The organism is Plesiomonas sp. PI-19, assembly GCF_021368255.1.
GTDB classification, from domain to species: Bacteria; Pseudomonadota; Gammaproteobacteria; order Enterobacterales; family CAMTGL01; genus Plesiomonas; species Plesiomonas shigelloides.
The window spans coordinates 2929401-2950822 of record NZ_JAJNMQ010000001.1; the positions used below are offsets into that span (position 1 = coordinate 2929401).

General features: G+C 41.3%; 18 protein-coding genes. 1 reads left to right on the top strand and 17 read right to left on the bottom strand.

The annotated features are described in order from the left end of the window. Positions 1 to 44: 44 nt before the first annotated feature. The 3 genes from rfbD to aqpZ (LQ901_RS13035) all read right to left on the bottom strand — a co-directional run bounded on the left by rfbD (position 45) and on the right by aqpZ (LQ901_RS13035) (position 2398). Positions 45 to 1004, bottom strand: a complete 960-nt coding sequence (gene rfbD, locus LQ901_RS13025) for a dTDP-4-dehydrorhamnose reductase (RefSeq protein WP_152135416.1) — start codon at positions 1002 to 1004, stop codon at positions 45 to 47. Continuing rightward, the gene (gene rfbC / locus LQ901_RS13030) at positions 989 to 1540 is read right to left on the bottom strand and encodes a dTDP-4-dehydrorhamnose 3,5-epimerase (RefSeq protein ID WP_047709232.1); all 552 of its coding nucleotides are present in this window, start codon (positions 1538 to 1540) and stop codon (positions 989 to 991) included. The genes rfbD and rfbC overlap by 16 nt, the downstream gene beginning before the upstream one ends. 156 nt (positions 1541 to 1696) lie before the next feature. After that, positions 1697 to 2398 carry an aquaporin Z gene (gene aqpZ / locus LQ901_RS13035; RefSeq protein WP_152136798.1) on the bottom strand — a complete coding sequence of 234 codons (702 nt, stop codon included), beginning with the start codon at positions 2396 to 2398 and terminating at the stop codon, positions 1697 to 1699. 1147 nt (positions 2399 to 3545) lie between these two features. Here aqpZ (LQ901_RS13035) and potE point away from each other — a divergent pair. Further along, positions 3546 to 4913 (top strand): putrescine-ornithine antiporter, encoded by a 1368-nt coding sequence (gene potE / locus LQ901_RS13040; protein WP_010862877.1) that lies wholly within the window; start codon positions 3546 to 3548, stop codon positions 4911 to 4913. 312 nt (positions 4914 to 5225) lie between these two features. Here the strand turns inward: potE and aqpZ (LQ901_RS13045) are convergent, their stop codons facing one another. The 14 genes from aqpZ (LQ901_RS13045) to LQ901_RS13110 form a co-directional block, all read right to left on the bottom strand. Beyond that, positions 5226 to 5927 (bottom strand): aquaporin Z, encoded by a 702-nt coding sequence (aqpZ, locus tag LQ901_RS13045; protein WP_010862878.1) that lies wholly within the window; start codon positions 5925 to 5927, stop codon positions 5226 to 5228. A 118-nt stretch (positions 5928 to 6045) separates the two neighbouring features. Then, on the bottom strand, positions 6046 to 7965 hold the full coding sequence (locus LQ901_RS13050; RefSeq protein WP_152135418.1) for a nucleoside-diphosphate sugar epimerase/dehydratase: 1920 nt from the start codon (positions 7963 to 7965) through the stop codon (positions 6046 to 6048). A gap of 14 nt (positions 7966 to 7979) precedes the next feature. Continuing rightward, positions 7980 to 8570 (bottom strand): sugar transferase, encoded by a 591-nt coding sequence (locus tag LQ901_RS13055; RefSeq protein ID WP_152135419.1) that lies wholly within the window; start codon positions 8568 to 8570, stop codon positions 7980 to 7982. 16 nt (positions 8571 to 8586) lie between these two features. Beyond that, positions 8587 to 9738 carry a DegT/DnrJ/EryC1/StrS aminotransferase family protein gene (locus LQ901_RS13060; protein WP_152135420.1) on the bottom strand — a complete coding sequence of 384 codons (1152 nt, stop codon included), beginning with the start codon at positions 9736 to 9738 and terminating at the stop codon, positions 8587 to 8589. A gap of 1 nt (position 9739) precedes the next feature. Continuing rightward, entirely contained in the window at positions 9740 to 10954 is a 1215-nt protein-coding gene (locus tag LQ901_RS13065) for a glycosyltransferase family 4 protein (protein ID WP_152136797.1), read from the bottom strand. A gap of 28 nt (positions 10955 to 10982) precedes the next feature. Then, a complete protein-coding gene (wecB, locus tag LQ901_RS13070; protein WP_152136796.1) occupies positions 10983 to 12044 on the bottom strand; it encodes a non-hydrolyzing UDP-N-acetylglucosamine 2-epimerase in 1062 nt (353 codons plus the stop codon). An 11-nt stretch (positions 12045 to 12055) separates the two neighbouring features. Beyond that, positions 12056 to 13171: a glycosyltransferase family 4 protein gene (locus LQ901_RS13075; protein WP_152136795.1), complete on the bottom strand. Its 1116-nt coding sequence runs from the start codon at positions 13169 to 13171 to the stop codon at positions 12056 to 12058. Then, complete coding sequence (locus LQ901_RS13080) at positions 13152 to 14297, bottom strand: N-acetyl sugar amidotransferase (protein WP_152136794.1); 1146 nt, start codon at positions 14295 to 14297, stop codon at positions 13152 to 13154. Before LQ901_RS13080 ends, LQ901_RS13075 begins: the two co-directional genes overlap by 20 nt. Before the next feature lie 6 nt (positions 14298 to 14303). Beyond that, a complete protein-coding gene (locus tag LQ901_RS13085) occupies positions 14304 to 15068 on the bottom strand; it encodes an AglZ/HisF2 family acetamidino modification protein (RefSeq protein WP_152136793.1) in 765 nt (254 codons plus the stop codon). After that, entirely contained in the window at positions 15062 to 15697 is a 636-nt protein-coding gene (gene hisH / locus LQ901_RS13090; protein ID WP_230405893.1) for an imidazole glycerol phosphate synthase subunit HisH, read from the bottom strand. The genes LQ901_RS13085 and hisH overlap by 7 nt, the downstream gene beginning before the upstream one ends. Further along, on the bottom strand, positions 15687 to 16979 hold the full coding sequence (locus tag LQ901_RS13095) for an O-antigen polymerase (protein WP_152136792.1): 1293 nt from the start codon (positions 16977 to 16979) through the stop codon (positions 15687 to 15689). Before LQ901_RS13095 ends, hisH begins: the two co-directional genes overlap by 11 nt. Before the next feature lie 2 nt (positions 16980 to 16981). Next, a complete protein-coding gene (locus LQ901_RS13100) occupies positions 16982 to 18199 on the bottom strand; it encodes a lipopolysaccharide biosynthesis protein (protein ID WP_152135427.1) in 1218 nt (405 codons plus the stop codon). 187 nt (positions 18200 to 18386) lie between these two features. Further along, positions 18387 to 20234: an acyltransferase family protein gene (locus LQ901_RS16920; RefSeq protein ID WP_218572293.1), complete on the bottom strand. Its 1848-nt coding sequence runs from the start codon at positions 20232 to 20234 to the stop codon at positions 18387 to 18389. Then, positions 20231 to 21421: a hypothetical protein gene (locus LQ901_RS13110; protein ID WP_152135428.1), complete on the bottom strand. Its 1191-nt coding sequence runs from the start codon at positions 21419 to 21421 to the stop codon at positions 20231 to 20233. Before LQ901_RS13110 ends, LQ901_RS16920 begins: the two co-directional genes overlap by 4 nt. Position 21422: the final 1 nt, after the last annotated feature.

A 21422-nucleotide genomic window follows, 5' to 3' on the forward strand; every position in this document is an offset into this window, starting at 1 on the left:
GTATCACGTGTGCTCAACTTGCCTCACATCCATGATGTGGGCCATCAACTCGAGGCACAGACCGCTTGCAGTTCAGGATCGCTACGCAGCAAGGTGCGTACTACCTCAGGCAGAGACAGACGCCAATCCAATGTCAGTGAGGCAGCGTCCTCTGCCGGTAATTGAGCACACAGCGCCGCCCGCGAGCGCTCGCTACACAATATGCTACTGGACGGTCTCGGCGCTGCTTGAGCAAACGCAGCTGATGCTATGGGCTCAATTCGAGGTAAACGCGCAGCCGGCCAGCCACATGCCAGCGCACAGCAAAAAATTGCTTCGGCAAATTCAAACCAACTGACCGTGGGCGAGCCGGCCAGATGATAAATCCCCCCCGGCAAAGACGGCGCTGTCAGTGCGGGCAGAAAGCGGGCTAACTGCAATGCGCTAGTCGGACAACCTCGTTGATCATTAACGATGCGCAGAACCGGCTGACGTAGCGCCAGATGCAGCATCGTGCGCACAAAATTACGGCCACATGGGCTGAATAACCACGCGGTGCGAATCACCCTAGCCTGCGGCAAGATATCTAGCACCTGCAGCTCACCCTGCCATTTACTGTAACCGTAATAATTGATGGGCTGCGGGGTATCAGTTTCGTTAAATACCTCGGCCACGTCATTTGCCAACTCGAGGCTTACTGCGTTTTGGCCAGCAAACACATAGTCGGTCGAAAAATGCAGTAAAGTCGCGCCAACGTCACGAGCGGCACGCGCCAACAGGGCCGGCCCCGCCACATTGGCCTGCCACGCGGCGTGCTGCGCACTCTCGGCTGCATCCACCTGCGTAAAAGCGGCAGCATTGATGATCAGATCCGGTCGCCACTGCCGGACACACTGCTGTACTTGCTCAGGATGGGTAATATCCAACGTTTGCCGATCGCAGGCCAACAGCTCCCATTCAGCAGGAGCGGCAGCGCAAAGTACCTGCCCAAGCTGGCCATTTTTTCCGGTCAGCAACACCCGCATGCGCGTAACGCCTCCAGCGTCAGACCCTGTTGGTCTTTTTCCGATAAGATTGGCGTTTCAACGGGCCACGGGATCTGTAACGCCGGATCATCCCAGCGCAAACAGCGTTCATCGCCAGCGTGATAATAGCCCGTGCATTTGTATTCCACTTCCGCCCCCTGCGGCGAAAGTACGGCAAAGCCATGCGCAAAGCCCGGCGGGATCCAAAGCTGCGCCTGATCATCGGCCGACAGCACCACACTCTCCCACTGGCCAAAGGTTGCCGAATCGGCGCGCAAATCCACCGCCACATCAAACACTGCGCCACTGACCACCCGGATCAATTTTCCTTGCGGATAGTGTTGTTGAAAATGCAGACCACGGATCACGCCGGCTGCCGAATAGGAACGATTATCCTGCACAAATTCGTCAGTGATCCCCAGTAACGTCTGATAACGGCGCTTTTCGAACACTTCCAGAAAATAACCGCGCTCATCGCGGTAGACCTGCGGATAGATATGGAATAGACCGGATAATCGGCCGGGCTTAACTTGCATGCGGTACTCCAAGCATACGAATAACAGTGCATTGGCATCTAACGCTTACCAGTATAAAAGAAAAAGCCATGCAATCGTTCACTGCATGGCTTGTCTTGGATAGCTCGTTTGGGAAAGATACAACCAAATATCACTCTCACCGCACTCCGCGCGCTGTTATTTCCCGTCAGGCGTTTCCAGTAAGAGCCGGTACAGCACGCCGCCGGCAATCCCACCTACTACTGGGATTAAGCAAAAGACCCATAACTGCTCCAGCGCCCATGTTCCTTGGAACAGCGCGACGCCAATACTGCGCGCAGGGTTAACCGAAGTGTTAGTCACCGGCACGCTAATCAAGTGGATCAAGGTCAGCGCCAAGCCAATCGCCAATGGCGCAAATCCCGCCGGTGCGCGTTTATCAGTTGAGCCGTGGATCACTAACAGGAAAAACAGCGTCAGCACAAACTCAACCGTCATGGCGGCGGCTAAGGTATAGCCACCTGGGGAGTGCTCACCATAGCCATTAGCAGCAAAACCACTGGTGGTGGCATCAAAGCCGGCCTTACCGCTAGCAATCACATACAGCACTGCCGCGGCCGCTATGCCGCCTGCGATTTGCACAATGATATACGGCAATACCCGAGAGGCCGGAAAACGCCCTCCGGCACACAGGCCGATCGTCACTGCGGGGTTAAAATGGCCACCGGAAATATGGCCCACCGCATAAGCCATGGTGACAACGGTCAAACCAAACGCGAATGCCACCCCCAAAAATCCTATTCCTAATTCGGGAAACGCAGCCGCCAAAATTGCGCTCCCACAACCCCCAAAGACCAACCAGAATGTTCCGAAGAACTCTGCCGTTAACGGTTTTTTCATCGCCATCCCTCTTAAATAAGCATTGAGTCAACCCCTCTAGGCCCATATCCACCAACGCCACTCGTCGACCGGCTCTACCTGCCACGCTCTGCATCCGCTCGCCAACACGCCAGCACAACGAGTAATAGCCATCACATGTAATAACGGTGGAATATGTGAGACCCCACAGTAAAAGATAGAGCATGTATGGGCGCCACGGCGGCTGCGCACTCAAATGCATAAAAATCCGGCAAACGAGATAAATACAGGCAACGCAATGCTGCCAATCGCTATTTTCACAGCGTTTTATCGCTCAATAGTGCGCCCAGCCTATCCGCAGAAAATTGATATTTAATTTCCTAATGAAAATGCTATTTGTGATATTGATCGCGGAATATTTTATTAAGGCGCCGAAAACCAAATTCTCCGACAGCACGCCATTAATAAAATTACGCTGGCACAGTAAATGACATTATCAAATGACGTAAAGTTAACTGTACAAATAGAGCATTCATTGTCATAACTTGAAACAGGAGGCAATAAACATTCAGCCTTCTTTTTCTACCAAGTTACACTTCATTCAGTACGCAGCAATAAACCATCAATAAATGGCATGCATAAATAAACACCACTTATGTACAACGAAATACACAAAATAAAGAGAGGAAAGGATAAATTACGCGCAGTTACAGAAAAGATTATTTCAACACATAAAACAAAGCGCTGGCGGCGCAAGGAAAGAAACATCTGGTTGCGTGAAATTACATTTAAAGATGATCACATACAATAACGACTTTTCGTCAGGATTACTGATTATTCATAAATTCATAAATAATTACGCGACACAAGGCACAATCCGATTTTCTCGACCTTTATTTTCTTCCCTATGCAGCTGTGTTAAAAAATAAACCAACTCATATCCGGGATGTATATCGAGCCAGAAATGTTTATTCACGCATCAACATTAATGGCCTTATTCTCAGCAAAAACATAAATGCAATGACGGTATTATTCCTGCGCCGTTATCTCATTTATTAACATCCTTGGTGTGGGTTTTCGCTGCAGCAACAAATAAGGGTTCCTCATCCTCAGTTATGCACATCTTGTGCACATTTTAGTGACTTTGGATGAATAAATATTAAGTTTATCGAATAAAGAGATAAATTTTATGGCATCTTCAGATGATAACAAAATGGGGCTTATGGGCCTCACTGTACTGGTAACAGTAAACATGATGGGCTCCGGTATTATCATGCTGCCGGCTAACCTCGCCGGTACAGGTGGTATTACCATGCTCTCCTGGCTGGTCACTACCGTGGGTGCGCTGTGTATCGCTTACACTTACGCAAAATGCGGTATGTTCTGTCACCGTGATGGCGGTATGTCTGCCTACTCACAAGAAGCGCACGGTAAGTCCTCCTTCTTCATCGCGTCTTATACCTATTATATTTGCTTGGTCATCAGTGCGGTGGCGATTGCCGTATCTGCGGTTGGCTACATGAAACCTTTCTTCCCATGGTTATCTGAATCTGCAGTACACGCCTTCTGGGGTGTCGTGGGCGTTCTGGTGTTGACCATGGTAGCTAACTTCTGGGGTCCTAAATACACCGGTGGTATTTCCAGCGTAACTGTATGGGGGATCATCATTCCTGTGGTAGGTCTGTCCATCATCGGTTGGTTCTGGTTCAAACCGGAACTGTTCGCCGCCGGCTGGAACCCACACCACGTTGGCACTATGGACGGGATCTCTTCCGGTATCGCTCTGACTCTGTGGGCCTTCTTGGGGATTGAAACTGCAGGTGCTAACTCCGGCGCCGTTCGTAACCCAGAAAAAACCGTACCACTGGCCGTTATGCTGGCGACCGTTTCCGTGGCTATCGTGTACATCGCTTCAACTACCGTAATTCAGGGTATCGTGCCTAACGCTGAACTGGCGAAATCCAGTGCGCCGTTCGGTCTAGTATTCAGCATGATGTTCACACCGTTTGTGGGCCAAGTGATTTGTGCTCTGGCCATCATCGCCTGTATCGGTTCTCTGCTGGCTTGGCAGTTCACTAACGCGCAAGTATCTTGGGCGGCAGCACAAATGAAGCTGTTCCCAAGCATCTTCGGCAAAATGAACAAATACAACGCACCTATCGCCGGTATGCTGATCATGCTGGTGCTGGAGTTGCTGCTGGCAACCATGAGTATTTCGCCGAACACCGTACAACAGTTCAACACCCTGCTGAACCTGTCTGTGTTCATCAACATGGTGCCATACGTACTGTCTCAAACTGGTCTGTTTGTTATGCTGCGTAAAAACCACGTCAGTGCCAGCCAATGGAAGATTGGTGCGGTAGTGGGTGCTTTCGCTGCCATCTACAGTATCTACGGTGTGTACGCTTGTGGTCAGACTGCCGTGTTCTACGGCTCTATCCTGACTCTGCTGGGTTACATCTTCTACGGCTTCATCGCTGCGAATGACGTACCAAGCGATTACGATGTAAAACAAGAAAAAATGGAACGCGGTTATATTACTTACCCGTTCAAATAAGCTAAAAAAAAGCCATGCAGTTACCGTCCATTTAAGTGCCGTCTGCATGGCTTCGTAACACACACCGAATTGCCGTTTTTTTGTTGATGCTATTTTATCTTTGTGATCACAGACATCGTTTATACGATATTCTGTAGCCAATTCAGGCGGCATTTATGCCGCCTTTTTTTGTGTCGATGTCTAGGTTGCCGACTGACACATCCATTCTGTATCTGACCAATATCCCCTGACCTATCCCCAAAAAAAGCCATAAAAAAAGGAAAGGCGCCGGATCACTCCAACACCTTTCCTCTTTAAATGATTATCTCAGTTTTATGCTTCAGCCGGACGCGCCAGCAATGCGCGGTAAATCAGACCACCGGCAATTCCGCCTAATGATGGGATCAGGCAAAACATCCACAACTGATCTAATGCCCAAGTACCTTGGAAAACCGCCGCCGCGATACTGCGCGCTGGGTTAACTGAGGTATTGGTGACAGGGATGCTCACCAGATGGATTATGGTCAGCGTCAGACCAATCGCCAGTGGCGCAAAGCCCGCAGGAGCGCGTTTTTCTGTCGCCCCGTGGATCACGATGACAAAAAAAGCACTGAGGACAAACTCGCTCAGCATACAGGCGCTTAACGCATAACCGCCTGGTGAGTGAATGCCATAGCCGTTAGCTGCAAAGCCGCTGGTTGTCGCATCAAACCCAGCCTTACCGCTGGCGATACCATACAGCACTGCCGCAGCGGCAATACCGCCGATAACCTGAGCGATGATGTAAGGTAACACGCGCGCTGCAGGGAAGCGTCCACCGGCCCACAGACCCAAGGTCACCGCGGGATTAAAATGCGCTCCGGAGATATGCCCGACCGCATAAGCCATGGTGACTACCGTCAAACCAAAAGCCAACGCCACGCCCAAAAAGCCAATGCCTAACTGAGGGAAAGCAGCAGAGATCAAGGCGCTACCACAGCCACCCAGAACCAGCCAGAAAGTACCGAAAAATTCGGCGCTAAAAGGTTTAAACATACACTGATGTCCTGTTTGTTAAAGAGCAGGCATCAGGGTAAAGGCGGTCACGATGTACCGCCTAGCGGGGATTTGTAAGAGAGGTGAAGAATTGGTGTGAAAGGTTAAATCTAAGCAATCACAGGCGAATGACATTGCTCGCTTGTGATAACAGCGATTTTTTCTGCTGCCAAACCAGATCACAAATATCATCAGTTGGATTGAATGCCGCTGGTGCTTGTAACAACAAGCTACGAATTCGCTCATGATCAAAGTCATGACAAGCTTGATCCAGTTCTTTAAGTAAGAACGATAGCTCCTGCCACGGCAGCATCACTTCGTTGGCCGTCATGATTCGTGGATGCGAGGTACCTTGAACTGAATCACCAATCAGTAATTCTTCATACAGTTTCTCACCTGGGCGCAATCCCGTCACTTCAATGGCAATATCGCCATCTGGATTTTTGTCATCCCTGACACTCAAGCCACTTAAGCGGATCATGCGCTTAGCTAAGTCATAAATCTTGACCGGATCGCCCATGTCTAAGACAAAGACATCGCCACCATGCCCCATCGCTCCCGCTTGGATCACCAACTGTGATGCTTCCGGAATTGTCATGAAATAGCGAATAATGTCACGATGAGTCAGGGTAACTGGCCCACCTTGGGCAATCTGCTTTTCAAACAATGGTACGACTGAGCCTGAGGAGCCCAGCACATTACCAAATCGCACCATACAAAAGCGGGTTTTGCTTTGCCGTGCAGACAACGCCTGCAATACCAACTCAGCCAGGCGCTTGGTTGTCCCCATAGTGTTGGTCGGCCGCACCGCTTTATCGGTGGAAATCAACACAAAGGTTTCAACGCCACTTTCGATCGCTGACTCAGCGCAATACAAGGTACCAAACACATTATTACGCACCCCTTCCACCACATTGTGCTCAACCAAAGGAACATGTTTATAAGCGGCCGCATGATAAACCGTTTGAATACCAAAGGATTTCATCACCATCTGTAAGCGATTCTGACGCTGCACCGAGCCCAATAGCGGAATCACTGGAACATCCAAACCTTCTTTATCACACAGCGTCGAGAGCTCTTTCTCAATGACGTAGAGGGCATATTCAGACAGCTCAAATAGAACCAGTTTGGCCGGCTTATATCGAACAATTTGACGACAAAGCTCAGAGCCGATCGAGCCTCCCGCCCCTGTGACCATAACTGCTTTCCCAGTAATGTTCTCCGCCATCAATTTGGCATCAGGAGCAACTGGATCACGGCCTAGCAAGTCATCAATCGATACTTTTTTTAGATTACTGATTTGTGCTCGACCTTCGACTAAATCGACCATGCCCGGAATAGAGAGAACTTCACACGGTAGATGCTCTAAACGAGTAATCACTTTCTGCCTTTGTGACTTACTGACGCTCGGCATCGCCAAAAGAATTTTCTTTATACCATAGCGATCTACTAGGTAACTCAGTTTATCCGAGGGATAAACTGTTACACCATGAATGACAGCCTTATGCAAGCGAGGATTATCATCCACAAATGCCACAGGAAAATATTCTTTTGCCTGCATTAATGCTGGCAATAATTGTCGGCCAGATTCACCTGCGCCATAAATCAAAACAGGCGCACTACCCTTAACTCCATAGTTAAGTATCATTCTAAAAAACAATCTAGAGCCTGATGTCAGTAAAAGTAAAACCAAAAAATAAATTCCGACAACAGTGCGCGGCAACATTATGGATAGCGAAAATGATATAACAACAAGAGATAACGTTGAGGCCAAAATACCAACTGATATTAGCAACATTATCTTTGCACTAACATACCGTAAGACTGCCCGATAAAGCCCAATCCTGATAAATATAAACACGGTAAATATGGTAAGAATAGCTGCAGCAAACCACATTGGTGCACTAAAAAAAGCCGTTTGCTCATCAAGCCTCAACCAATAAGACAACCAAAATGAGAACATCACCATAACTACATCAATGCAGATGATGATACCTCCCTTAACAACTCTTGGCAGCTCCAATATTCTATCAATCATCCTACACTACCTTATTATCGCGACAAAATCTTAATAATAGTTTTCCAAATTATCACACAATCATACTTTACCGAATTGTTAGCAACATAATCTAAATAATATCTTTGCTTGATTGGAAGAATGATATCTATATAAGCCCTACGAGGGTCATCATAACTAGACAAAATCTCATTTTCATCTACCATTTCTATAGATGCTAAATCAGTTATCCCTGGCCTAACCGATAAAACTTTTTCCCTTATATCATCAGGATACTCATCAATAAACTCCCTAACTTCCGGTCTTGGGCCAACCAAACTCATTGTTCCAGAAAGAACATCTATCAATTGAGGCAGCTCATCAATTTTGTACTTCCGTAAATACCATCCAACTCTGGTTACCCGAGCATCTTGACCAACTGTTATTCGTCCTTTTTTTTCTGAATCGATAAACATCGTTCTAAATTTATGTATTCTAAAATCTTTCCCAAATCTCCCAACTCTATGCTGCCTAAAAAAAACACTCCCTTTAGAATCAGCGACAATTAACATTGACACAATGATAAAAACAGGGAAGAGAAAAAGCAGGCCTAAACCTGCCACGATAACATCAAAAACACGCTTCATTTAATATGAAATACCATTAAATAAATAGTTTTCTAATCGATTCGATAACGAATAACTGATCTTGAACCGTCATTTTAGTATAAAGAGGAATAGATATTTCATTTAAATAACACTCCTCAGAAACTGGAAAGTCACTGGCGTTCAAATTATATGTATCACGCCAAACCGGTTGCTTATGCAACGGTATAAAATGAACAGAACAACCAATTCCAAGATCTGATAACTTCTTAATAAAATCATCACGATTAATAGCCGAATCAGGTTTTAAGCGGATAGGATATAGATGCCAAGCATGAATATCATTAGCATTAGTAGGCCATTCAGGCAATTCAAGTGGCAATTCTTTTAACGCATCATCGTAAATTTTTGCCATTCGTTGACGTTTTTTCTGAAAATCATCGATCTTTCTAAGTTGATGAATACCGATTGCCGCACAGATATCAGGCATATTGTATTTAAATCCTGGAGCTACAACCTCATAAAACCAAGAAGGAGTTTTAGACTGGTACCGGTCAAAAGCGTCACGACTGATTCCATGTAAGCGCATTACCTTACAACGCTCAATTATATCTTTATTTTTTGAAACAACCATTCCGCCTTCGCCGGTTGTCATAGTTTTATTGGCGTAGAAACTAAAAACCGTAGCATCTGAATCAAGCGTTCCTATCTTACTTCCTTTATATGTTGTAGGAAATGCATGAGCGGCATCCTCGACAACCTTTAGGTCATATTTTTTAGCAATTGATAAGATTGAATCCATGTCACAAGCTAATCCAGCGAAGTGTACTGGAATAATCGCCTTGGTTTTATTAGTAATAGCCTTCTCAATGGCATCAACTGATATATTAAATGTTTTACGATCTACATCAACAATTACAGGATCAGCGCCAAGATACCTGACAATCTCGGCAGTAGCAGTGAATGTATATGATGGGACAATAACTTGGTCTCCAGGCTTTACGCCAACAGCTTCAAGAGCTAAATGCAAGCCCGACGTAGCAGAGTTAACCGCTAATGACTGAACTTGCCCCCCCAAGTAATTAGAAAATTCTTGCTCAAATTGCTTAGTCTTAGGTCCTGTCGTAATCCAACCAGAGCGTAAAGAATCAATCACTTCTGAAATTTCATCATCACCGATTTCAGGTAGCGCAAACGGTAAGAATTTCATGCTATTTCATAACCTTTATGAATTTATCACCAAGAATATCGTATGAGTGATTCTTTGTTACATAATCATGCCCATTGGCACCAAGAATCATCAATTCCGCTTTACTCAATTTCAACAACTTAACTATACCATCTGCGATAGCATTAGGGTCAGGAGACACAGACACCCCGCAATTAGCATCCTTCACAGGATTGTTTCCGGCATCTATTGCACTTATTATAGGCTTCCCAGCCATCATATAATCCATCATTTTATTTGGGCTAATCCCAAATCGAAATAAAGGTTGATATTGAAGACCAATATAAGCAATATCAATCAAGTCTAACAATGTAGGAATCTGATTTTTAGGTATGGGAGGAAAGAAGAACACATTATCCACACCACCGCTCTTAACTTTATTAACTAATCTGGCTTTGTCTAATCCATCACCAACAAGTATTATCCTTATTTTTTCATCTGATACCAACGTTGCAGCATCAATCAAATAATCCAAACCATTAGGTAATCCATGAGCTCCCGCATAACACAAAATTCTATATCCATTGTTCTTAGAGCTAAGAATAAACTCTCTAATGTCATCTCGTAATAGGCTTTTTTTATAATCCCACTCTACCAACGAAACTCCATTTGGTATGACCGTTAACCTATTCAAATCAAGACCATGTTTCTCCATATGCTCGTGAACAACGGGAAGCATTGACACAACACTATCCGCATGTTTATAGGCAAAATTTTCCGCATGCTGACACAACCTAATGAATGGATGATCTTTACTCATCCCCCCCAATTCAATAGGAGATAACGGCCATAAGTCATGGACTTCAAATATCAGCTTTGCACTATATTTTTTTGCTATGAAGCGCGACAAATAAATATCTAAAGGGTACGTGCTCGATGCTATAACTACATCTGGTTTAAAATCATTTAAAATAGATTTAAGACGTACAAAAAAAACAAATAAAAAAGAAAAGATATTTAATACTCGCCGCACTCCATTTTCAAAGTACTTGGTAGCAGGAACCCAATAGTATTCAACGCCATCAACATTCTCTAACCCATTAATATTCGGCTGAACACTTCTAACATGGGAGTATGCAGAAGCAACAATCCTTACTCTATTACCTGCTTTTATCCACTCCCTTGACATATAATAGGGTCTATACTCCATCCCATGCTTAGGGCTTCCTGCATAATGGTTAATATATAATATATTCACAAGATCAACACCATATCTTAAACGACAATCACCGCACTAACCTATCGACTATTCTTTCAGCTGCCTTACCACCACCATAGAGATCGCTATTATCAGCTATCTTCCTGTCGAGATTTGACTTAACAGCTTCAATAATTGCAATTTCTTGTGCTCCAACTAATGCGTTAAATCCACACTCAACTAACTCTCGCCACTCGGTTTGATCCCGCATAGTTACGCAGGCCTTGCCAAAGAAATACGCTTCTTTCTGCACACCGCCGCTATCTGTCAGCACCAACTGGCAGTGATCTAATAGCCAGACCATTTCAAAATAACCGACTGGATCTATTAGATGAACATTCAATTCAAGTCCCTGCTCTGCGATCAGTTTACGCGTCCGAGGGTGCAGAGGAAGCACTACGGACGAAAGGCTTGAATGTAGTTCATTTAAGGCGGCAACAATAGCGGCAAGACGCTGTGGGTTATCAGTATTTTCAGCCCGATGAAGGGTTGCGAGAATAAACTGATCAGGTAAGTTACCCTCAGGGGCTGAGGCTTTTTCAGCAAAAAGAATCGCCGCATCCTGCATCACGTCACCGACTTGCAACACCTGTACTGGCTTGTTTGCAAAGCCTTCATTTTGTAGGTTTTTTACTGCAGTATCAGTTGGGCAAAAGAGTAAATCACTCACTTGATCAGTGAGGATACGATTAATCTCTTCCGGCATCTGCATATTAAAGCTGCGCAAACCTGCCTCAACGTGAGCCACGGGTATATGCAACTTGGCAGCTGCAAGCGCGCCTGCTAGTGTTGAGTTAGTATCGCCATAAACCAAGACACGATCTGGCTTGTGTGTTAGCAAGGCAAGCTCAATTTCTTTCAGCATACGTCCGGTCATTTCACCGTGGCTGCCACCGTGGATATCGAGTTGTATATCAGGGCGAGGAATATTCAACTGATTAAAGAAGATATCCGACATGTTGGCATCAAAATGCTGACCGGTATGCAGCATAATTTCTTCAATGCCATAGGTTTGAGCGATAGCTCTCGATACAACACTGGCTTTGATAAATTGCGGGCGTGCACCAATTATAGTGAGAATTCTTTGCATAAAATAACTTCTTATAATGATTGGTAAAAATGGAGTAATTTCTGTTCTTCAATACCCCAGTTGTATTTTTCCTGCACGGCTTTCTGACCATTACGACCCATTTGCTCTGCCTCAATAGGATGAGTAACTAGGTAGTCAATCGCTTCTGCTATCGCTTGAGGAGCAAGTGGGTCAACACACAAGCCACACTGATCCCCTTCAATAATTTCTTTCCAGAAAGGAAAGTTCGAAGCAATAACCGGCAACCCAGTAGCCATATACTCAAACATTTTAACCGGCAAAGAATCGAGATAATTGATCACTGGATGCAAAGTAACCAAGCCAGCAATGGAGTCATTCAATACTTGTTTAACTCCTGCACGATCCAACCACCCAAGATGATCTGTTTTAGTCCATCCGGCTTCGTCTTTAACTGCTTGTTCAAAACTACTTTCTGAAAAACTCCCACCCATTGCCAAATGGACATCAGATATAGTTAACTCCATTGCTTGAACCATTTCATGTATGCCACGAATTCGCCCAAGCCCACCAACATACGCCACCTGTGATTTCTTCTGCGACCAATCTACCTCACCTGTGGAAAGTTCACCTAATAGTGGATAGTTGTTGATATCTACCGAACGCACACCCATCGCGATGAATTTGTCACGGATATAAGGGGTAGCCGTAATCACTGCATCCAACTTACGACTAGCCATGCGCTCATACACGGCAAAAATTTTTGACAGCAACCACTTGGCAGGCTTGTTCAAGTACGGCTTACCCAACAACTGCTTAGGTACATCTTCATGAGCATCAAAAATCACCACCTTGCCATACTTTTTAAGTTTGACACCAATAGGAAGCAATTCAGGATCATGCAGCTGATAAATATCTGCATCCAACTCTAACGCTTTAGCCAATACACGACCAGGAGCATTACGAATGCGATCTAAACGGCCTTTGGAAGCACCTACATCATAGATAGAAACATTATGTTTAGTTTCATCACCCTCGCCGTCAGCAACGACTAGAGAAATAGGATAGCCATTGTTAGCAAGAGAAATGCATTCCTTGAGGAAAATGCGAGTATCAAAGCGAGTATGGACGGAAGTGAGGTGAACGACTTTACGAGTAGTTTGTGACATTACGACCTACAACCTTAGATACAATAGATTGAACACGCTTCATAAATGCATAACGAGAATCCCAGTTGGGATACTCTGAATAGTCGTGACCAGGTGAAGAAACATATTCATCAAGCTGTTCAACAGTAATACCAAGCTTCTTAGCAATATAATGCTTATCCTCTCGAAGATCGTTTTCATCATAGAGTGGTTTTGCTAACTCATCTATTGCTTGCTCACGTGTCATTAATCCGGATAAAACCATACTCGATAAGTGTGGTTTACGCTTATCCATATTAAATTTAGTTGGTAAATAGTGATTCTGAAAAAACTTGGTGAAACGTGACTCACCATGTTTTCGCCCATAAGGTTTGTAACCTACTTTTTCTTGCAACTCCGCAAGAGCCACCTCTTTTGAATACGGCATATAATTAAGCGGCCGTACTGCCTTCATCTTTTTAATAAAAGGATAGTACAAATAATACTGTAAGAAGTTGATCACCTTATAATCTTTCAATGGCAGCTTACCAAACCTTTTATGAATCGCTTTAAGGTTAACAGCATCCATTGCCGCATGATGCCAACTCTGAGGAAAAACAGCTTCAGTTGCGATATTGCCACCACTAATAACATAGTCAATTTTTTTATCGACAGCAAAATGATAAAGTGATGCAAAAAATGCATGATCTTGGACAACATCCTGATTCGCAACACCAGCTTTCAAGTATGCTAACTGTAAATCGCGTATTTCAGGCCAATTCATAACATGGGTATGCAAATCGTAGCCACAGTACTTAACAATTTTTTCAATGTTATAGACAGCCAATTCACTATTCCAGCCAGCATCGACATGAACAACCAATGGCCGCATTCCGTACTCTTTCATTACCAATGCAAGATACGCACTATCCAGACCACCACTTAAGCCAAGTATACAGTCGTACTCATAGTCTTTACGTTCTGACTTTATCTTATTGAAGATCTTATTTAATTTGGCTTTCCCTTCATCGTTAGGAAACCAGCGCTTACTAGTTACATTATCGAATTCATGGCAATGATTACAGACGCCAAACTCATCGAATGTGATTTCAGAATCTGTTGTGTCCATTACACAGCGAGTACACATTTGGTAATTACAATCAACCATACAACCTCAATCTAAAAATAAATTTTCGAGTTCTTGATAAGCAGGATAAGTCAGTAATACCGCTTTATGCTTACCATGAAAAGTAAAGAAAGACCCCACAGCAACTGCAGAGGCACCGGCATATTTGACGGCCTGTTTGATGTGCTGTAAATGACCAACACCACCTTGCACAATCACAGGTATTTCCACAGCTGCAGTGACCTTTTTAATTAAATCAAGATCCAGTCCCTGAGCTGAGCCTTCACGATCAATCGATGTTAATACAATTTCACCCGCACCATATAACTGTGCTTTTTTTGCATATTCGACTGGGCAAACACCAGTCTTGTGAGTGCCATTATGCGTATAAACTTCATAGCGACCAAACAGGTTTTTTTTTACGTCAATCGCAACGACAATACTTTGAGCACCAGCGATCTTACTACATTCTTTAACTAACTCGGGATTATTATGGAATTCACTGTTTATAATTACTTTTTCAACACCAAGGAGAAATAACTTCTCAACCTGATCAAGACGTTTAATACCTCCACCATAGGCAATTGGCATAAAAGCCTCTGATGCCATATCTTCTATCAATGTATAGTCTGGTTCATTACCATTGATGCCAACAGATATATCAATAAAAGCTAACTCATCCACTTCTTTCTCATTAAAAATACGCACCGCATTAATAGGGTCACCCACGTATTTGTGTTTTTTGAATTTTTCACCTTTAACTAAGCCGCCATTCTGCAACAGCAAAACAGGAATAACTCGCGTCCTTAACATTGGAATAACTCTATAAACTGTTTGAAAAAGTGCTTGCCAAATTTATGGCTTTTCTCCGGATGAAATTGCACACCATAGATATTTTTATCTTGTATAGCACAAACAAAATCATAACCATAACTACAAAGTGCCATCTGATTCTCTTTTGGAACCTGGATAGCGTGATATGAGTGTACAAAATAAAATCTGTCATTTAAATTCTGATCCATAGGATACATCAACTTTGATGATCCCATAGGGACAACTTCGTTCCAGCCCATATGTGGTACAACAAGCTTCCCCTCATCACTTCTCAGCGATGCAAAATCAAAACGCTTTACTTCTCCCTTAATCCAACCTAAGCCTGCAAGTTTTCCTTCTTCACTACGTTCAAGCAATAATTGCATTCCCAAGCAAATCCCTAAAAAAGGAGTCCCCTCATGCAGAACCTTTTTCTCTAAAATAGTCTTAAATGGAGCAATATGCTTTACCCCGTGATCGTAGGAGCCTACGCCAGGAAGAATAATTGCCGAGGCATCTATCATTTCATCTGGGTCACAAACTATGTGAGAATCAACACCAAGATGACGTAGCATATTCTTGATTGAACCACAATTACCCATGCCATAATCAATTATTTTAATTGTCAAAATATGCACCTCGATTCTCTGATGTTATTAGGGACAAAATAAATACAAACATAATGCCTGACGAAAGAAATATTGTTGTAGCACTCTGCTCCATTAAGAGCAGGGAGTAGATAAATCCACAAAACAACATGGATTTTTTTTTATGTTTTAAGTAAACTTCATCAATAACTTTGAAATAAACAGAAACAATTAAGCATGTGACTACATACTTAATCACGCCTCCAGATGCTAATGCTACAAGAAATGCATTTGTATTTGCATTCATGCCAGCATGCCCTAAGAAATGCTCGCCGACATAAAAAGTAACATCTCCAACACCTGTATAACCAGAAAATAAAAACCAATCGTTATGATTATATGCGTCACTTATAAAGTGTTGAAATGCTGATATAATAAATGAAGGGAGAGTAAATGGTCTCCGCAAAAGATAATCAGCAACATATGAATATTCAGAAAAAACACTTTCTATAAACGATAAAAAAACCAAAGCAAGTAAAGAAACCATCAATAAATTAATGATACGAAAACTTTCACCTCGCATACAAAACTCTCCAAAAAAATACGATAGAACTATCATAAACAATGGAAATTTAATGCCAATCAGATAATAGAAAGATAACCAAATAATTATTGGGATTAAGACTTTAAACTTTTCTCTATAACACCCAGCCCAAAAAGCCAACAAAGGAGCCAATCCATTCATTACTATTGAGATAGAATAAGCAATAAAGCTACCAGCAGGATAACAATCACGCCCCTCTAATCGTCTCACATAAGATGTAGCAAAACTAAATCCAGCAGAGGACGGTGCATTGGAAAGTGCGAGGAGTATAACAAATAGGCAAAACAACGAAACAATAAAAAACATTGACTTTGAATTTAATTTCAAGTTCAAATTAAATATTAGCGTTTTATTAACTTTAACCCTGCTAACTGAAGTGACAATTACTATAGGTAAAAATATAACGAAATATATTAATACACTTTGCCAATCCCATACATCTCCACCGTAAATAACTGGAAGTATCACAAATGGCATTACACAGAGCAAGATTTGCAATAGAACAAAAAATGACGATGGCCGATCATATGTCTTCGGCACATAGAAAAGAGTTAACCCACCAAAAATAAAAACCCACAGAAAATATCGAACATCAAAGCTGATTTTTTTATATCCAAAATATGAGTTTTCTGGTTGAAGCAGGAATACATATAAATAGACAACACCAAAAAATATCAATATTAATGATGTTATTACTTTTCCCCTCTTAGATATAATCATCTTTAACCAGCCGCTCGATACGTTATAATCAAATAAAAAACATACATTACAGAATAGCTAACCCCATAATATACAATAGCATTCTCGTAACCAGAGAAATAATAAATAGGGATAAAGGTAACTACAAAAAGAATAGTTTGCCAGATCAAATCCATATGCAGTTTCTCAGTGATATATAGAGTATAACTAAGCGGACTAGCAATAAATCGTAGCCCAAACATTGGCAACAACCAAATTGCAAAAGTTCCCGCAAGAGTCCATTCATGACCAAAGGCAAGAGTAAAAAATTTCTCAGCAAAAAAAACAACACCTAATACAAAGAAGAACGCACCTATACTTAATATATTCATTGTTTTAAGATAGATCTTTTTGCAACTTCCTGTTTGACTATATTCCATTGCAGCATGGCGCCTAAATACATCCAATACAGCCTTTCCTAAAATGCCTATTGGAGCACCAAGGATCCGCATAGTTAGTGCGAGGATGCCTCCAATCTCAGCGCCAAATCTACTCGTTACTATTAATACTGGTAATTGAGAAGAAAATGTATTTATAAAGTCAGCGGGTAGTGAATAAATCGGGAACTTCTTGCGCTTATAAAAAAAATAACGCACCTTATACCAATATGCTTTATCAACCTTTGTACTCAGAGGCTTTATTTTAAGAAGGATAACAAACGATATAAACAGTCCAGAAATATGACTAATTAAAAGTGAATTTGAGTTAGGGATAGTAATGCCCATCAATATTTGAAATATTACGATAAGCGAGGCAGAGAAAAGTCTAATTACATTTAACTTATTATATTCTCCATCAACCGCGAGCCAAATTTGCCAAACCGTATTTAATGCTAAAAGAAAAGATCCAGGAATTACAGTCCATAAAAACACACGTGAATATTTAAATAGGAAATTTAAATGTATAGCATTTATAAAAACTAATACTGCAATCAAAGTGAGGCTACAAACCAAAGAACTCACTAAAATCCCAACGATTGCGATCTGTCTTTCATCACCTTCATTTTCTATTGCTAAAGCCCCCTCAAAACGTAAAGTCAAAAACACTGATAATGTGGAGGCCACTGATAACCACAAAGAATAAACACCAAACTCACTAGGTGAGTATAATCTTGTGATAAATAAAGTCCCAAATATAGGAATTACCTGCGCCATTAAAGCGCCAGAAAAAACAACACTCACTTGCGTCCAATAAGCTCTCACCACACACCTTCAAAATCCACATACGAATATAATTCTAAAATTAGATTGATACTTTTAAGCTTAAGGGCTCATAGAAAAACAATTCGTCACACAGCCCAGCTCTCTCTCTATAATATTAGAATATGAGGATTAACAAGACCATGACAAATAATCAGTGTTTGTATACCAAACACAATAAAAAATCACTCTAATCACCACTTATTACTTTCTTAAAAATATCCTCTGCATATTCAGCATATAGTCTTGCACCAACCATATTTAGATGATTATTATCAAAGTAAATTAACTGACCATTGTACATTGGCGCCCATGAAAAAAACTTCTGTCCAGACAGATTAAACACCTTAACGTGATGTTTATTTTTAGTCATTGCCGTCAAAGTATCATTCGCTAGAATATATTTATTATTTATGCTTGTCTTAATAGGTAACGCTAAATCATAAAAACGAAGACTCCGAATTGGATTTAAATTTAAAAGAGGAACTTGAGCCATGAGAATAATTTTTTTGTTTTCTTTGTCAGCCTTAGATAAAAAATCATTCATTGAGCTCAAGAATGCTTTACTTTTAAATTGGTAATCCCAAGCACCAGCAATAAAGATCAACTTCGCATTTTTTATATACTCTTCTGCACTGTGAATTTGATCTAAACACGATTTTTGAGCCCACTCAGGTAATCGCTGATAATCGAACCCTGGGATGGTAACACAACTACTTGCGGTAATAACTCTAAATTTTACGCCTAACTCCATGCCAAGGTATTTAAAAAACTCATTAAGCATAGCCGCATGTGAATCGCCTAAAACTAGAATTTCTTTATCGCTATTAATATCACCGCGCAAACAATCACCAACAATTTTCCCATGACATATTGCATTCAAGTCAGCATATTGAAGATATTTATTTGGCAATTTCTCTTTTGTGAATAACGCATTAACTCTATCAACTTGTAAAAATAGAAAACACGCCACTAAAATTAAAATAAACCCAGCCTTTATGTTAAAGACCTCCTTTCTAAAATGGTTCTCAATAGAATAATAAGAAACAATAGAGAATGTAAATGTTAATATTAAAAACAACAGGGCATAATTAAAATTGAGTATTTCAGATCCTGTATAATAACGTATAAAAGCCAAAATTGGCCAATGCCAGAGGTAAAGTGAATACGACAAAGCTCCGATCCATACTAAAGCTTTATGCCTAAGCACGTTACCAATCCATCCTTGTGCTGAGTAAGTAAGTAATAATACAGAGCCAAAAGCGGGCAATAAAGCAAGAACTCCGGGAAATGGCCCCAACAATGGTTGAACTATAGCGGAAAAAATGATTAAGATAGCACCGAATTTACTTAGATAAAAAGATATTCGGCTATCTAGTGATACATCTTTAATGTATAGAGCGGCGAGACAACCCAAGAAGAACTCTGGTAATCTGGCATATAGACTATAATACGTAGATTGCGTTATTCCCCACACACGCATCCGATATTCTGCCAGCGCAATTAAACTTAATCCAAATCCTATAAGTACCCATCTCAATATATTCCCTGGAAGCAGCAAGATAAAAAGTGGGGCCAATAAATAGAACTGAATCTCTACCGCCAATGACCATGTATGCAATAGTGGCTGTTCATAATTGGCAGGTGCAAAGTAATCGCCAAAACTAGAAAAGTAATTGTTACTATCTAGCCATATAGCCTTTTCCAAGCTTTTTGTAAAGACGCTAAAGTCTTGGGGAATAAACATTACCGCTGAAACTGTTGCTACAACAATTAGCATAGCTAAGTATACTGGTATAATTCGCTTAAAACGGCTAACATAAAAGTACTTTAATATCTCTACAAGATTAGAGCCAGCAACTGATTTTTTATGTAACAATATACCTGTAATTAAAAATCCGGATATCACAAAAAAAATATCAACACCAATAAACCCTCCCGGTAACCAAGCAGGGTTTAAATGAAAAATTATCACTGATAGTACTGCTATAGCTCTCAGCCCCTGAATGTCAGGTCTAAAACTTATCGCGTGGCTCACTGCTTAACACAACCATAAATAGAATTATTAAAGTTCCGAATGCTATATCTTTCATTCATAGTAGCATAAAAAACGCCAACATTATCTACATAATTTGGATACATCATATTATTTTGATTAAAACATCCATAATAGCTATCATTTGACACTACTTCCCCTTGGTCAAAATACAAATACTTACCTTTATTATTTATTGCCACATCAACATCATAATAAGGCATCGATACATTTTCATTAACATGTAATACATGTATAGACTCGCAATCATTCAGCCGCCCCTTAAATACTTTCACTGTATTTACCCCTGAATAATTTTCACTTTCCGCTGACGAATAGGAGACTGGTGATAAAAAGTATGATGTCCCAAAAAAAATCTCATTCCCTACAATTTTCAACCCTGTCGGGCGATTAGAGAAATAATTTTTATCAAGATACTGTGATAAATCACAAGTACTGATAGTCTCATTATTCTTAAGATTGTATCTAGAAATATTCAACCCTATCAGCCTTTTCTCTAGATAGCTATGTGTTGAATAAGTGAAATATAAGTCATCTTTTTTTATGTCTGGAGTTCCGGCATATATAACACTATTTTTACCTGAATGAGCTATGACATGCTCATTTTTAAATCCATCACTTGAACTTCTATATACAAAATCACCTTCATAATTTTTATTTTGATTTCTTGCTGTAAGAATTATATTAGTCCCATACTTGATAAATCTCGGATATGTATAATATCCATTCCATTCTGAAAAAAGACTAACAAGAGCCTTATCTATATCAACCACATAAATATACATAGGATGACCATGATATGCGGTTGCTACCATCACTCTATTTCTAAAACTGTCATAAATAACTGCAGGGGCAGCATGATCATCGGCTCCTTCTACATTACTATTTATGATGTCATTATAGCTATGTACAACAATTTTTTTTATTACCTTGCCATTTTCAATGTACTTCAGTATAACATCTCCATTTCGTTTTAAATAAGATACAAGAAACCCAGCCTTATATTTAACTCCAACCGGGTTATTGTAAAAAAGAAAGTTGCCATTTTTTGATAACAATACGGTTTTATATTTAATTGACTCTTTGCCACTCAATATGGCAAAGAGTAAAATAGAGGTAATCAAAAAAACGATAACACAGACAATTCTATTATTAATATTTTTTGTCATC